Source organism: Paraburkholderia sp. SECH2 (assembly GCF_030464795.1).
In the GTDB taxonomy this organism is placed as follows: Bacteria; Pseudomonadota; Gammaproteobacteria; order Burkholderiales; family Burkholderiaceae; genus Paraburkholderia; species Paraburkholderia aspalathi.
The window spans coordinates 94,471-108,464 of record NZ_JALPRH010000001.1 but is presented as its reverse complement, the minus strand read 5'-3'; the positions used below and the strand labels follow the sequence as shown (position 1 = coordinate 108,464).

Annotated in this window: 13 protein-coding genes; 7 read left to right on the top strand and 6 right to left on the bottom strand. The window is 59.4% G+C overall.

Features of this window, described 5'->3' with window-relative positions; genetic code table 11:
• The first annotated feature begins 410 nt into the window (after window positions 1-410).
• Together M0D66_RS00525 and M0D66_RS00520 are read left to right on the top strand one after the other, a co-directional pair.
• Window positions 411-1,205 (top strand): ABC transporter substrate-binding protein, encoded by a 795-nt coding sequence (locus tag M0D66_RS00525; RefSeq protein WP_211705917.1) that lies wholly within the window; start codon window positions 411-413, stop codon window positions 1,203-1,205.
• Window positions 1,202-4,000 (top strand): EAL domain-containing protein, encoded by a 2,799-nt coding sequence (locus tag M0D66_RS00520; RefSeq protein ID WP_211705916.1) that lies wholly within the window; start codon window positions 1,202-1,204, stop codon window positions 3,998-4,000. The genes M0D66_RS00525 and M0D66_RS00520 overlap by 4 nt, the downstream gene beginning before the upstream one ends.
• A gap of 33 nt (window positions 4,001-4,033) precedes the next feature.
• Here M0D66_RS00520 and M0D66_RS00515 read toward each other — a convergent pair whose 3' ends face one another.
• Window positions 4,034-4,711 (bottom strand): FadR/GntR family transcriptional regulator, encoded by a 678-nt coding sequence (locus tag M0D66_RS00515; RefSeq protein ID WP_093637468.1) that lies wholly within the window; start codon window positions 4,709-4,711, stop codon window positions 4,034-4,036.
• A gap of 225 nt (window positions 4,712-4,936) precedes the next feature.
• On the opposite strand from M0D66_RS00515, the gene M0D66_RS00510 reads away from it, so the two are divergent.
• From M0D66_RS00510 to M0D66_RS00495, 4 genes are all read left to right on the top strand, one after another.
• Window positions 4,937-6,721: a gamma-glutamyltransferase family protein gene (locus M0D66_RS00510; RefSeq protein ID WP_211705915.1), complete on the top strand. Its 1,785-nt coding sequence runs from the start codon at window positions 4,937-4,939 to the stop codon at window positions 6,719-6,721.
• A 48-nt stretch (window positions 6,722-6,769) separates the two neighbouring features.
• A complete protein-coding gene (locus M0D66_RS00505) occupies window positions 6,770-8,188 on the top strand; it encodes an MFS transporter (protein WP_211705914.1) in 1,419 nt (472 codons plus the stop codon).
• A gap of 105 nt (window positions 8,189-8,293) precedes the next feature.
• On the top strand, window positions 8,294-8,767 hold the full coding sequence (locus tag M0D66_RS00500; RefSeq protein WP_244869717.1) for a GAF domain-containing protein: 474 nt from the start codon (window positions 8,294-8,296) through the stop codon (window positions 8,765-8,767).
• 15 nt (window positions 8,768-8,782) lie between these two features.
• A complete protein-coding gene (locus M0D66_RS00495; protein WP_211705912.1) occupies window positions 8,783-10,021 on the top strand; it encodes an MFS transporter in 1,239 nt (412 codons plus the stop codon).
• Between the two features lie 64 nt (window positions 10,022-10,085).
• On the opposite strand, the gene M0D66_RS00490 is transcribed toward M0D66_RS00495, so the two are convergent.
• From M0D66_RS00490 to M0D66_RS00475, 4 genes are all read right to left on the bottom strand, one after another.
• On the bottom strand, window positions 10,086-10,388 hold the full coding sequence (locus M0D66_RS00490; protein WP_200619570.1) for a 4Fe-4S dicluster domain-containing protein: 303 nt from the start codon (window positions 10,386-10,388) through the stop codon (window positions 10,086-10,088).
• Window positions 10,385-10,699: a hypothetical protein gene (locus tag M0D66_RS00485; protein ID WP_211700315.1), complete on the bottom strand. Its 315-nt coding sequence runs from the start codon at window positions 10,697-10,699 to the stop codon at window positions 10,385-10,387. The genes M0D66_RS00490 and M0D66_RS00485 overlap by 4 nt, the downstream gene beginning before the upstream one ends.
• Window positions 10,700-10,711: 12 nt before the next feature.
• Window positions 10,712-11,287, bottom strand: coding sequence for an RNA polymerase sigma factor (locus M0D66_RS00480; protein ID WP_093637440.1), 576 nt, complete (start codon window positions 11,285-11,287; stop codon window positions 10,712-10,714).
• Window positions 11,288-11,411: 124 nt separating this feature from the next.
• Window positions 11,412-12,644, bottom strand: a complete 1,233-nt coding sequence (locus tag M0D66_RS00475; protein WP_211705986.1) for an FAD-binding oxidoreductase — start codon at window positions 12,642-12,644, stop codon at window positions 11,412-11,414.
• Window positions 12,645-12,815: 171 nt separating this feature from the next.
• On the opposite strand from M0D66_RS00475, the gene M0D66_RS00470 reads away from it, so the two are divergent.
• Window positions 12,816-13,589 (top strand): MBL fold metallo-hydrolase, encoded by a 774-nt coding sequence (locus M0D66_RS00470; RefSeq protein WP_093637437.1) that lies wholly within the window; start codon window positions 12,816-12,818, stop codon window positions 13,587-13,589.
• Between the two features lie 42 nt (window positions 13,590-13,631).
• Here M0D66_RS00470 and M0D66_RS00465 read toward each other — a convergent pair whose 3' ends face one another.
• The gene (locus M0D66_RS00465) at window positions 13,632-13,946 is read right to left on the bottom strand and encodes a helicase (RefSeq protein WP_093637433.1); all 315 of its coding nucleotides are present in this window, start codon (window positions 13,944-13,946) and stop codon (window positions 13,632-13,634) included.
• Window positions 13,947-13,994: the final 48 nt, after the last annotated feature.

The following is a 13,994-nucleotide window of genomic DNA, read 5'->3' as shown; positions in this document are numbered from 1 at the left end:
GGCAGGGCAGTCGCAGTCGGATTCACGGGGCTGGGAAAGAAGGGCTTGTCAGGGTAGGCGCTGCGCGGCAGGGCGCGGCCAGGGTCTCGACCACTATTGTGTCCTATAGTTGTCTGACCTCTCGTCGAGCGATTATACGGGTTTTCCCTTAAGAGAAACTATTCTCGACCGATCTCGAGACGCCGGCAGGAGGCCTTCAAAAACGACGACATAGTCTCGACAATGCGTACGGAAGTTTTGCGGAAGAAAATCTTGCGGGCTCGCAGCACATCGGCGACGCGTCGAAGCGGGAAAATTTCCCGGAATCTGTGATAAAAGTCAGATATTTAAAAAAAGCCTGTCTGAACAGGCCGTCAGATTGTGATCACTGATAAGAATTTAACTGGGCGTCGTTCCGCTACGGAGGCGTTGTGATTCGAAGCTGGCTTACCGGGGTGCTGTTTGCAGTGTGTTCCATCAGCAATGCGTTCGCGGGCGGACCGGATTGTTCCCGGCCGTTTACGCTTGGATTGCACGACCACGGGCTGCTCTATTCGCTCGATACCGATAGCGGTATCGACAAGGACTTCGCCGACGAGTTGATCCGGCGTAGCGGTTGCCAGATCAAGGTCAGTCTGATGTCACGCGCGCGTATCTGGAAACTGATCGAGTCAGGCGCGCTCGACTTCAGTCTTTCTGGAATCGCAAATGACGAACGCAATCAATATGCTTCGTTCGCGTGGTACTTCAGCAATAAATACTATCTGCTCGTGCGCAAGGATGCCGGCATCCAGAACGTCGCGGACTTCGAAAACAGTAAACACGCGCAGCTCGGCGTGATCCGCAGTTTCCGCTACAGCACCTCGGCCAACGAACTGGTCGACAGACTGACGTCGGAAAACCGGGTGAGCCTCGCGGGCGGGCTCGAACCGCTCTACCAGGCGCTGATTCTTCGACAGATTCAGGGCATGATTATCGAGCCCTTCGATTACCCCGCGCTGGATGAGAAAAAGATCCGCGACGTCACAACGATCGTTGAGTTTAACGATCCTTCGGTACCGCACGGTCTGATCATGTCGAAGAAAGCGCTTCCGGCCGCCGAGCGGGAGAAGTGGCGGGCGCTGGTGGACGAAATGCGTGCTGACGGAACGGTGCGCCGGATCTTCGAAAAGTACTTCAGGCCGGATCTGGCCGATGCCATGGTCAACTTCAAGGCGTCACCGTGATCCGGCTGCGCTCCGTCCTGCTGCCGTTGCTGGTGTTATCCGCGTCGCTTGGCGTGACCTGGGTAGTGTGGGATCACGAACGTCAGGCGACACGCAAGGAGTTTCAGACGCAGTTCGATTACACCCTGAGTGACGCGGTAGGCCGCATCGAACAGCGGATGGCGACCTACGAGCTGATGCTGCGAGGCGTGCAGAGCATGTTTGCCGCGAACGGAGAGTTCGATCGCGGCAGGTTCCGGCGCTACGTAAGCGCGCTCAATCTTGATGCGAACTTTTCCGGGGTCCACGCCGTGGGTGTGGTCGAATGGGTGCCCGCGGCGCGTAAAGCGGCCCACATAGCGGACATGCGCGAGGGCGGCGTTCCAGGCTACACGATTCATCCCGACGGGTTGCGCGGGGAATATGCCCCGATCGTTCAGCGCGAGCCCTTTGTTGGCCTTGCACGCAGCTCGCCCGGTTTTGACGCCTGGAACGAACCGGTGCGTCGCTCGGCGTTGGAGAAAGCCCGCGACTCTGGCCTCGCGGTTCTCTCGGGAAAGGTGCGCCTGTCGGTCGACATGGATGCGGACCCCCGGCCGGGCTTCATCCTGTATCTGCCGATCTACGCTGCCGGCAGACCGCAGGACAATGTTGCGCAGCGTCGAGCGAACATTGTTGGTTGGGTCTATGCATCGTTCCGTATGCACGATGTGATGGCCAGTCTCTACGGCGAACAGCCCCCCGGCATTTCGCTTGCCATTTACGATGGCGTCGAGCCCTTGGAGGCCGCGCTGTTGCATCGCACGTCAGATGCAAACAACCGGCATGCGCCGGCGCTCATCTCCGCAAACGAATATCTGGTTGTGGACGGACACGACTGGATGCTGTCGATGAGCGCCTCCGACGAGTTTCGATCCCGGATGGGGCGTAATGCCGAGGTGTTAATCGCAGGAACTGGCACGGGGTTGAGTCTCCTGCTGGCGCTTCTGACCTGGCTCATGATGACAGGGCGGGAGCGTGCCATGCGCCTCGCCTCGGCAATGACGCGGGAGTTGCGCGAGAACGAGGAGAAATTTCGCGCCATTGCCGACTGCACGGTGAACCTGGAAATCTGGTGGGGACCGGACGGCCAACCGCGCTGGATCAATCCCTCGGTTGAGTACTACACGGGCTATACAGTTGCCGAATGCATGGCAATGCCTGATTTCGCCCGCACGCTCATCCACCCGGAAGACATCCCGCGCGTTGCGCCGGAATTTAAAAAGGGGCTTCAGGGTTCTCGCGGCGACGATCTCGAGTTTCGTTGCGTGCGCAAGGATGGATCGCTCCTCTGGCTCTCGATCTCCTGGGTGCCGATCAGCAATCAGAGGGGCGACTTCATCGGTTTTCGGACCAGCGGCCGCGATATCACCGAGCGCAAGAAGTCGGAGGAGAAGATCCGGGAACTTGCCTTCTATGACACGCTAACGCGCCTGCCTAATCGCGCGCTGCTTCTGGATCGGCTGAGGCAGTCAATGGTGGCCAGCCGGCAGAACAAGGTCTGCGCCGCCCTCATGTTCATCGATCTCGACCACTTCAAAACGCTGAACGATACGCTTGGGCACGACAAGGGCGATCTGCTCCTGCGACAGGTCGCGTATCGCCTGTCGAGTAGTGTCAATGAGGGCGACACGGTTGCCCGGGTCGGTGGTGACGAGTTCGTTGTAGTGGTGGGCAATCTGAGTCTGGACGTGGCTGATGCGACCATGGAAACCGTGGCGGTGGGAGAAAAAATTCTCGCCGTGCTGGGGAACGCTTACGAGCTCAACGGTGTTCAGTTTCGCAGCACCGCCAGCATAGGGGTCACCGTATTCAATGGGGAGCAGACGTCCACCGACGAGCTTTTCAAACAGGCCGATCTCGCCATGTATAAATCGAAGGAGCGTGGCCGCAATGCCATGTGTTTCTTCGATCCTGCGATGCAGACGGCAGTGCTCAAGCGTGCCGAACTGGAGGTGGGGCTGCGCAACGCTATCGAGCAGAACCGGTTTGTTCTGCACTATCAGGCGCAGGTCGTCGACGGCAATCACATAACCGGTGCGGAAGCGCTGGTGCGCTGGGAGCATCCCGAGCGCGGCCTGATACCGCCCGGAGAGTTTATTCCGCTCGCTGAGGAGTCTGGGCTGATTCTCGAGATGGGGCGAACGGTGCTGGCGTCCGCATGCACCCAGTTGGCCGTATGGGCGACGCGGCCATCGATGGCGCATCTGTCGATGGCTGTGAACGTGAGTGCCAGGCAATTTCGCGAGCCGGACTTCGTGGACAGTGTGCTTGAGGTCATCAACCGGACTGGGGCGAGGGCGGACAGGTTGAAGCTCGAGCTCACCGAGAGCGTTCTCGTTGAGAACGTGCAGGACATTATCGAAAAGATGACCGCCCTTCGCGCTCGAGGCGTGACTTTCTCGCTGGATGACTTCGGCACTGGCTACTCTTCGCTGTCTTACCTGAAACGATTGCCGTTGGACCAGTTGAAGATTGATCGGTCGTTTGTGCGCGACATCCTGGTCGACTCCAACGACGCCGACATCGCGAGAACGATCGTGGCGCTCGCCCGAAGTTTTAACCTGGGTGTCATTGCCGAGGGCGTCGAAACTGAAGCGCAGCGAGATTTCCTTGCCGTAGCAGGGTGCCACGCCTATCAAGGTTTCCTCTTTTGCAAGCCGCTGCCGATTCAGGGTTTTGAACAGTTTGTGAGCCTGTTCAGTTCGCGGAGCCGGAGAGACGTTCGGTCGACGGGGAGCGACGAGAGAAACGTCGGTTCGGGTACGGTAAGCTGATCAATCGGTATCGAAGACAGACGTGCATGCTCCTCACTCGTGACGAAGGGCCGCTTCGTCGCTTTTGGCTGATGCGCGCCACTGAACGCTGAGCAGGTGCTCGCGCATACACCGAGCCGCGGCTTCGCCATCACGTGCCTTCATGGCGCTGACGATCTCCTGGTGCTGCGCGGCGAAATAGCTGCGTGTTTCCTGCGCTGACGTCTTCTCGCGTACGTCGGGTTTGACGCGCATCCCGTTGATCACCTCCATAAGGGAGATGAGCGCGGGATTGCGGGTGGCCTGTCCGATCAGCAAATGGAATCGATGATCCCATTGTTGCCACTCTTCGTCGTTTTTTGCCGCGGCGTTCTTCCGCGCGCACTTTTCAAGTTCCAGCAAATCGTCCCGACTGGCTTTCGTCGCGGCTAGCTGTGCGAGCGCGGGCTCGAACAACAGGCGCATTTCCGCGATGTCTGCCGGACTGGCTCCCGCTCGAAGTCCGCGTAGCGTCGGGGCGAACTTCAATGGTCTCGCGCCTAGATAGGTGCCGCGACCGACGCCGCGCCATACACGTCCTGATGCCTCCAGCGAAGCAAGCGACGAACGCAGTTCCCTTCGACTGACATTGAGGGCTTCGGCGAGCGTTCTTTCAGGAGGCAGTGCGTCGCCGTCCTTGAGTTGATGCTCGGCAATGTAGTCCAGCAGCCTGTCCAGTATCGAATTTTCCATTGTCTTTTTCGTGAACCAATACTCATTGGTTCAAAATCTACCATAGTCAAATCAACTGGGGTGAGATTCACAGCTTTTTTTGATCTGCTATTGTGTGCGAAATTTCGGGTTAACGCTTGGTGCAACCGGGCAATGTTCGCCGTAATCTCTTAGCTTATAGATTTTGTACCAATACTTATTGGTTCATAAGAAACCAATCATTGGTCATCGCAAAAGGAGTCACGCATGTCGTTTACAACCCGCCCGGAGCTGATTGGCACATTCGGCATGGTGGCCTCCACGCACTGGCTGGCGAGCGCGTCGGCGATGGCCGTACTGGAGAAAGGGGGCAATGCGTTCGATGCGGCAGCCGCTGCCGGCTTTGTTCTGCAGATCGTTGAGCCGCATCTGAATGGTCTGGGCGGCGAGTTGCCGGTTGTGTTCTACTGTGCGCGCGAAGAACGCGTTCGCGTTCTGTGCGGGCAGGGCGTGACGCCGGCGGGAATGACGATAGCGCGCATGCGTGAGCTGGGTCTCGAAGTCGTTCCCGGCACGGGCTTGCTGCCGGCCGTAGTACCTGGCGCATTTGGCGCCTGGATGGCCATGCTGCGCGACTATGGCCAACTGCCGCTCGAAGACGTCCTGAGCTACGCGATCGGTTATGCGGAGAACGGCTATCCGGTACTCCCGCGCATGACGTCGTCGATCCTCGCAATCAAGGATTTCTTCAAGACTGAATGGCCCACGTCGGCTGAGCAATGGCTGCGCAACGGCGACGCACCGATGCCGAACCAGCTGTTCGCCAATCCGGCGATTGCGCAGTCGTACAGGCGCATCCTCGCGGAGGCGAATACCCAGAGTGATCGTGCGGAGCAGTGCGAAGTTGCCCGCAAGGTCTTTTATCGTGGATTCGTGGCCGAAGCGATTGATAAGTACTTCCGCTCAACTGCCGTTCTCGATACTTCCGGTCAGCGCAACTACGGTCTGCTCAACGCGGATGATCTCGCGCGTTGGGAGCCGTCCTATGAAGACCCGGTTTCATACGACTATGAGGGTTTCCGCGTTCACAAGACGGGTCCTTGGGGCCAGGGACCGATGTTCCTGCAGCAGCTCGCGCTCCTTAAGGGTTTCGATCTCAGTGCGATGGACCCGATGGGCCCCGATTTCGTGCACACGATAATCGAATGCTCGAAGCTCGCGTTCGCCGATCGCGAGGTGTTTTACGGCGACCCCGCGTTTGCACATGTGCCCATGGATGTGCTGCTGAGCGACGCCTACAACGACGAACGTCGCCGGCTGATCGATCCCGGTCATGCGTCGTTCGAATTCCGTCCCGGCATGTTGGGCGACAGTGAACAGCGTGCCGCGCTGATCATGGCCAATGCGGGAAGGCAGCAGTCCGGCGGCTTCGGCCAGGGTGAGCCGACGTTTGCGCCGCTGCCTGAACTGCGCGGCGATACGGTTCATCTCGACGTGGTCGATCGCTGGGGCAATATGGTTTCAGCAACACCGTCGGGTGGATGGCTGCAGGCCTCGCCGGCCGTGCCCGGTCTCGGCTTTAACGTGACCACGCGCGCGCAGATGTTCTGGATGGAGGAGGGGCTGCCGTCCTCGCTCGGCCCGGGGCGCCGCCCCCGCACGACGCTCTCGCCCACGCTCGTTACCCGCGATGGCAGACCCTATGCGGCATTCGGCACGCCGGGTGGCGACCAGCAGGATCAGTGGTCGATCCAGCTGTTTCTCCGGCACGTGCATGCCGGCATGAACTTCCAGGCCGCGGTGGATTCGCCCTCGTTCCAGACGGCGCATTTCCCCGGCTCGTTTTACCCGCGTTCGATGCAACTGGGCAAGATGTCCGCCGAGTCCAATTTTCCGGAACACACGCTTGCCGCGTTACGTGCGCGTGGACATGACCTGACCGTGGCCGAACCCTGGTCGCTGGGACGCGTCTGCGCGGTTGGGATCAGAAACGGTCTGATGCGTGGCGCAGCAACACCTCGTCAAATGCAGGCATACGCAATCGGGCGATAAGTTTCGCCGCCCAGAAACCGTATCCATTTCCGTCAGGGAGAACATGCCGTGTCTGCTATTGCCGCCCGACTCGAGCGACTGCCGTTATCAGGTTTCCATCGCAAGCTCCTGCTGATCGGCGGGTTGGGGTACATGTTCGACGGACTCGATTCGTCGTCGCTTGCATTCCTGCTGCCCGTCGTGAGCAAGCTATGGCACCTGACGAGTGCCGAGACGGGTCTCGTCGCGAGCAGCACCTACATCGGCTATTTTTTCGGGGCCTTTCTGTCGGGTGTGCTCGCGGATGTGATCGGGCGTCGTCGCATCATGATGAGCGCGCTTGCAATCTATTGCTGCGCATCACTTGCGAGCGCCACCGCCACCGACTGGCACACGTTTTTCGCGTTGCGTATCGTCGCAGGTTTTGGATCCGGCGCCGAAACCGTGGTGATCGCGCCGTTTCTGGCTGAGTTCGTGCCACGGCGTTACCGGGGCATCTTTTGCGGCGCACTGGTCGGCTTCATGTCGTTCGGCTATCTGGGTTCATCGATTCTCGGTTTCACCGTTGTGCGTAACTTTGCCGAAGGCTGGCGATATCTGGCGGTGGCGACGTCATTGCCCGTTGTCATGCTCCTCTGGTGGCGAAGAACCTTGCCCGAGTCGCCGCGCTGGCTTGAGAGCCAGGGGCGAGCCTCTGAAGCGGAGGGCATCGTGAGCGCAATCGAGTCGTGGTTCGCAGGCAAGGGCATCAGCCTGGCGCCAGTTGCATCGCTCGGCGCCATGTCTGCATCTGCATCGGCGCCTGCCAAGGGCAACGCGTTACAGAACGTGCTGACGCTGTGGTCGCCGCGGCTGGCGCGTACGACGGCAGTGAGTTGGCTGATGTGGTTCTCGGTCGCGTTCGCGTATTACTCGTTTTTCTCCTGGATTCCGAGCCTGCTCCTCAAGGAGGGGCTCACCATGACGAAAAGCTTTGGTTATTCGATCGCAATTTATGGGGCGCAGATCCCCGGATACTTCACGGCGGCATGGCTCAATGAACGACTCGGCCGAAAGGGCGTGGTGGCCTCGTACATGCTGTTGGGCGGGATTGCCGCGATCACGCTGGCGTTTTCTCATACCGGTTTGCAGATCATGGCCGCAGGCATTTGCCTGTCGTTCTTCATGAATGGCGCGTTCGCAGGCGTGTATGCGTATACCCCTGAAGTTTTTCCGACCGCAGTGCGAGCAACCGGCACTGGATCGTCCTCGTCTTTCGGCCGGATTGGTTCGGTGAGCGCCCCCATTCTGGTCGGCCTTGTCTATCCGGTGCTCGGATTTCTCGGCGTGTTTGCAATGACCACCACGGTCTTGCTGGTGGGGGCCTGCGTGGTGTTCTTCCTGGGTGTCGAGACTCGCAACCGGTCGCTAGAAGATATCGAGGAGGGCGGCGCCGGCCAGCCCCAGGACCTGCGCGTCCCGCTCAGCTCGACCGAAATGCGCGGCTGAGCGTGCATGATGTCCCAACTACACAGACAGATAATGCCAGGCAATCCGATCGATCCAGTCCTGCAAGCGTTGGATATTTCAGACCTCGAACGACTAGCAATAGTCATGCGGCTGAGAAATCAGCCCGACGAGATTTTCCGTGCGGTTCACGCGTTGGCTGCGAGCGCGATAGGTTTTGGCCTCTTCACGATCATGTCCTATGACGCGCAACGCGAGGAGGTCGAGCGTGTTTATACAAACATGCCGGAGGTGTACCCAATTGGAGGTCGTAAGGAAAAACGCGGCACTGCGTGGGCAAATCAGGTATTGCAGGATCTCAAGCCATTTCGCGCTGAAACGACGCAAGGCATCCGCGAGGCGTTCGACGACCACGCGGTGATGACCGGCATGGGGCTCGGATCGATACTGAACATTCCGGTTGCGTACGACGGGGTATGCGTCGGCACGATGAACATGACACACAAGGAAGGCTGGTACACGGGCAGGCACGAGGAAATGGGCGTGCTGATTGGCGCCTTCCTCGCACCCGCGCTCATCAGGTGCAACATGATGCACGCCGATAGCGCAACGCGTCTCTGACGTCACTACGATCAAATGAATACAAGAACAACTTTGACCCGATCCGCTGAGTCCCAAAACACCTGGGTGCTTGTCTTCATCCTCGGCTACCTTGCATTACTGGCCGATGGCGCGGACGTGATGATGTACGGCCTGACGCTCACGCGAATCAAGGACGAATTCGGTTTGAGCAATGTCGAAGCGGGGGCGTTGGGCAGCTTGACTCTGGTTGGCATGGCCATTGGCGGCATTCTCGGCGGCTGGGCCAGCGATCGCCTGGGGCGGGTGCGGGTCGTGGTCTGGGCATTGGCTCTGTTTTCGCTCGGAGCAGGGCTGCTGGGTCTCACTCACAGTTTTCTGGAATTTGCGGTCGTGCGGTTTATCAGTTCGATGGGCATCGGTTGCATGGTGCTGGTCACCACGCTGGTTGCCGAATACGTACCCACGGAGCGGCGTTCACTGATTCTGGGCGTATTGCAAACCGGCATTTCCGCGGGCTATATCGTTGTCATTTCGCTCAGCAATTGGATTTTGCCGCACTACGGCTGGCGCACGCTCTACTACGTGTCGGCAATTCCTGTGTTGCTGGCGCTGGCGATAAAATTTGCCGTGCCCGAACCGGCAGCATGGCAGGCAAGCCGCGCAGCCAGCCGCAAGGGCGAACGTGGGCATCGCACCAACCGCTACTATCAGATTTTCAGTAACCGGCAGTCGCGAACCTTATTCATTCTGTGGACCTTGGCCTCGTTATTCGCGCTGTCCGGCTTTTACGGTTTGAACAACTGGTTGCCGACTTACCTGGAAAAGGAACTGCACATCAAATTCGGTGCAATGGCCGGGTACATGATTGGCACGTACGTGGTCGCATTCATTGGCAAGATCTTTGCGGGATGGCTGGGTGACCGCTGGAGTCGGCGTGGTGTTTATGTGCTTGGCTGTGTGGGCGCCGCGCTCTTTTTGCCTGCGATCATTTTCTGGCATACGCGCGACAACATCGTGTACCTGATGCTTGCCTTCGGGTTTTTGTATGGTGTGCCGCTGGGGACGATCGGCACCTTCATGTCCGAGAGTTTCGCTACCGCCATCCGTGGAACCGCCGTGGGCGGATCCTATAACATCGGTCGTTTCTGCTCGGGCGCCGCGCCCATTATTATTGGCTACATTGCCACCCAGTTCTCTATCGGTATCGGATTTCTGGTGGTTGGTGGGGTTTTCTTTCTAAGCGGCGTTACCGCGTTTTTTATTCCAGACCGGCTGTATGACACACAACGTTAGTCCATGGGCAACGTGGGCGAAAACGTTGTGCGTCTGTCCGATCGATGCGAAGCAATACGCTACTTTATTGCGCCCCGATCCTGGCTAACGTAATGGCACGCTCGGGGCATGCAGTCACGCACAAGCCACATGCCCGACACGCATCGGCGTTCGGCGTGTATGCGACTTTCATTCCGTGCACGCGCAGCTTGAATTTGTTCAGCGCGCCCAATTGCTGGTAGTCGGCCGTATCGATCCGGCGGATGTCGAAAACATTCTCGGGACAGACTACCGCACAATCGCCTTTGCCTTCGCACCGTTTCAGATTGACCACGGGAACAATCACGCCCGGGGCCTGTTTGCATGCGGATGTCGAAGCGGTGCTCATGCGAGATCCTCCGGACGCTTGCCGTCACCGGACGACCGGTTCTTCTGGAAATTTTCGCGCTCCTCGGGCGTCATCCGTTCCCACCGGCGCCAATGCCGGCGTCCGTGGCAACCGCCGCGCCCTCGGAATCCGCCAAACAGAATCCGGCTCAGAATCAACAGGCCCAATGCGTGCGGAAAATCGATCGCACGGCCACCGATGAACAGCGCCGGGATAACCCAATTCCATAGCGTCATCACCATCCATCCCAGCACGACAATGCCCACCAGAACCAGCAGTGCCATGCCGAAGCATCTCAGTTTGAATCTCATCTATCTGCTCCTTTAGATATCCAGTTCGTCATACACGGCTTGCAAGCGAACGCGCAGATGCAGAACCGCGTAACGCTTGCGTGCCAATAACGTGTTCACGCCGACACCGCTCTCGGCTGCGAGCTCCTTGAAGCTGCGCCCTTCCAGTTCATGAGCGACAAACACGTCGCGCTGATCCGCCGGCAATTCGTTGAGCGCCTCTTGCAGGGCTTCCAGCAGCACCGACCTTGCATAGAGGGCTTCCGGGCCGGCGTCCGTTGCCGGGAGGGCGAGATCCAGTCGATACTCGACGTCATCGGAGTCGTCGGCTATTTCGGCCAGCGGCTGCTCGCGGCGCTTGCGAAAGCGGTCGATGATGCGGTTTCGCGCCACGCGGAACAGCCACGCGCTAACCTGTTCGATCGGCGCAGGGAGACGGTAGGCTTGCACGAACTCGTGGAAGACATCCTGCAAGATGTCTTCAGCGTCGCCCTGATCGTGCACGCGACGCCGGATGAAATTCCCGAGCTTCGTACGCTCACGCAACACAGTTGCAGTGATGTCCGTGTCTCGTTCGATCATCGATTTCGGGGTGCGCGGCGGTTCCATACGTCTGTAGACGGTTCAGGATCAGGAATATTGTGGGCGCAGGAAAAAAAGGCGTTGCTACGCCGGTGGCGGGCGTGTTCGGTCCGAAGACGGTGATATCGGCCGCTCGCTGCGCGGTCAGGCGCTAGAACCGCTCCACCCGGAACGGCTGGGGGTCCACGAGCGTTTCCTCGTGGGTCATCATCTCGGCGATCAGCCGGCCCGTCACCGGGCCGAGTGTCAGCCCGTGGTGCGCGTGGCCAAACGCGAACCACAAGTCTTTGTGATGTGGCGCGGGGCCGATGATCGGCATCATGTCGGGCGTACAGGGGCGCCGTCCCATCCAGGGCTCAGCGTCGAGACGCTTGCCCAATGGAAACAGCGTGCGCGCAATCGGCTCGACCGCGGCGAGCTGCGTGGGTGTTTTGGGCGCATCGCAGTGGGCGATTTCCGCTCCCGTGGTCAAGCGGATGCCTTTTGCCATGGGAGCCAGCACGTAGCCCTTCTCGACGTCCAGAATCGGATGATTCAGGCGAGCCCCTGTCTCGGGCGCGTAGTGCATGTGGTAGCCGCGTTTCACGGCGAGCGGCAAGCGATAACCGAGTCGCGAAGTTACGCGATCCGACCACGGCCCTAATGCGACGACCGCTGATGAAGCCGTGATCGTTCCCGCTTGCGTATCGACCGCCCAACCCTCACGAAACGAGTCCGCATCGCCGATGAAAAACCGTCCGCCGAGCGCTTCGAAATATTTCGCGTAGGCGGTGACGAGCGCGTTAGGGTCACTCACGGAATTGGATGCCAGATAGCGCAAACCGCCCAGCAGCGCCTTGTCGAGATCGGGCTCCTTCTGTTGCAGGCGGCCCGCATCCAGCGATTCGGACTCGACACCATATTCCTGAAGCCACCGTTCGGCGAGCCGGGTTTCCGCGTCCCATGCTTTTTCGGTGCGAAACACCTTGATCCACCCGGTGGGGCGAAATAACGCGCTCGCACCGGCCGCGGCGGCCAGCGCGCGATGCTCGTCCAGGCAATGCTCGATCAGCGTCGCGTACGACTTCGCGATGGCCGCGTGTTTGGCTGGATGAGAATTGCGCCAGTATTGCCAAAGAAATGGTGCGGCCTTGAGTATGGCGTCGGCATGGTAGCGAACGTCCGGCGACTGGTTGCGCGCGTACCGAAGCAAGGTGCCGAAGTCGCGAGGAAAGGCATGGGGATACACGCCTTCGCGCTGGATCAACCCTGCGTTACCGAACGACGTTTCGTTGCCGGGTTGCTTGCGGTCCACCAGGGCGACGCTGCGGCCGCGTTTCTGGAGATGCACGGCAACGCTCACGCCGATAATGCCCGCGCCGAGCACGACGGTATCGAATTTCATTATGGTCATGAATTCACTTGTTGCCGGTTACGCCAGGCGCGCCAGTACTGCAAATTCGACATGGCCGGACGCATTGAAAAGAAAGGGTAAGCGACGTGGGACGGAGGCGCTCATGTCGCCCATTGACGCAGAGTATGTCAGAGTAACGACTCTCACTCGTGGAGCGCGCGCATGACTACCTTACCAATTGCCGACCGATGGTTCGAACTCAAACGCATCAGCGACGACATCACGCTGCTTTGGGAGCCTCATGTTGTCCCGCTGATGCGTTGCAATATCTGGCATGTGCGTGGCCGTGACCGGGATCTGATGATCGACACGGGGATGGGCATTGCCAGTCTTCAGGATGCCGCGAAGCACCTGCTGCAGAAGAACGTCACCGCCGTTGCGACGCATACGCACTCGGACCATATCGGCGGACATCATGAGTTCGAACACACGCTGGTCCACGAACTGGAGGCGGATAACCTGCGTGCGCCACGTGAGCGAGGCACCCTGCTGGCATCGGTATTGGGCGAGGCGGCCATTCGCCGGTATCGTGAAGTCGGCTATCCGTTCGACGGCGATCTGATCACGGCGCTACCTAGCGCCGATTACTCGATGTCCGACTATCACGTGCGGGCCGCAACGGTCACGGAGATCGTCAAGGAAGGGAACATCGTCGATCTCGGCAACCGGCATTTTGAGGTGCTGCATCTGCCCGGCCACTCACCGGGCAGCATTGGCCTATGGGAAGCGGCATCCGGCACGCTGTTTTCGGGCGATGCGATTTACGACGGCCCGCTGCTGGATGAGATTGGAGGCGCGGATATTCCGACCTATGTGCGCACCATGAAGCGGCTGCGCGAATTGCCCGTGCAAGTAGTTCACGCCGGGCACGACGGGAGCTTCGGGCGGGAACGACTGCTTGAGCTGGTCGACGCGTATCTGGCTAAACGCACCTGACCGCGTCTGTTTTTAACCCGTTTCTAACCCCAATAACCCGTCTTACGCGTCTTTCAGCCAGGGCATTTCCACGGGCGACACCACGAGATGCCGGGATTCCCGTTTCAGCTCGAAGATGAATCCGACCAGAATCATGGAGTCGGCATACGGGATCGGGAATACCTGAGGATTTTCCGCCGTGCGCAGCGGGTGGGCGGGCGTGTTCGCCGTCGTCGCGGCGTTCTCGCGGACGCTTTCCAGTTCGTCGACCATTGCCTGACCACTTACTTTCAGCACGCGGCTACGCAGGTCGCTGAACGGTTCGATGCGCGCCCCGTCTTCGTTGTACTCGGGCACTTCATAGATGAACCAGGACATGTGCGTCTCCAAGGAAAAAGGCAAGTATTCTAGCAGTGGGCGTAACGC

Coding starts and splice junctions, on each gene's coding strand:
- M0D66_RS00485 (WP_211700315.1), bottom strand. CDS start 10,699: ATGAGATTCAAACTGAGATGCTTCGGCATGGCACTGCTGGTTCTGGTG.
- M0D66_RS00475 (WP_211705986.1), bottom strand. CDS start 12,644: ATGAAATTCGATACCGTCGTGCTCGGCGCGGGCATTATCGGCGTGAGC.
- M0D66_RS00510 (WP_211705915.1), top strand. CDS start 4,937: ATGTCGTTTACAACCCGCCCGGAGCTGATTGGCACATTCGGCATGGTG.
- M0D66_RS00515 (WP_093637468.1), bottom strand. CDS start 4,711: ATGGAAAATTCGATACTGGACAGGCTGCTGGACTACATTGCCGAGCAT.
- M0D66_RS00470 (WP_093637437.1), top strand. CDS start 12,816: ATGACTACCTTACCAATTGCCGACCGATGGTTCGAACTCAAACGCATC.
- M0D66_RS00500 (WP_244869717.1), top strand. CDS start 8,294: ATGCGGCTGAGAAATCAGCCCGACGAGATTTTCCGTGCGGTTCACGCG.
- M0D66_RS00465 (WP_093637433.1), bottom strand. CDS start 13,946: ATGTCCTGGTTCATCTATGAAGTGCCCGAGTACAACGAAGACGGGGCG.
- M0D66_RS00490 (WP_200619570.1), bottom strand. CDS start 10,388: ATGAGCACCGCTTCGACATCCGCATGCAAACAGGCCCCGGGCGTGATT.
- M0D66_RS00495 (WP_211705912.1), top strand. CDS start 8,783: ATGAATACAAGAACAACTTTGACCCGATCCGCTGAGTCCCAAAACACC.
- M0D66_RS00480 (WP_093637440.1), bottom strand. CDS start 11,287: ATGGAACCGCCGCGCACCCCGAAATCGATGATCGAACGAGACACGGAC.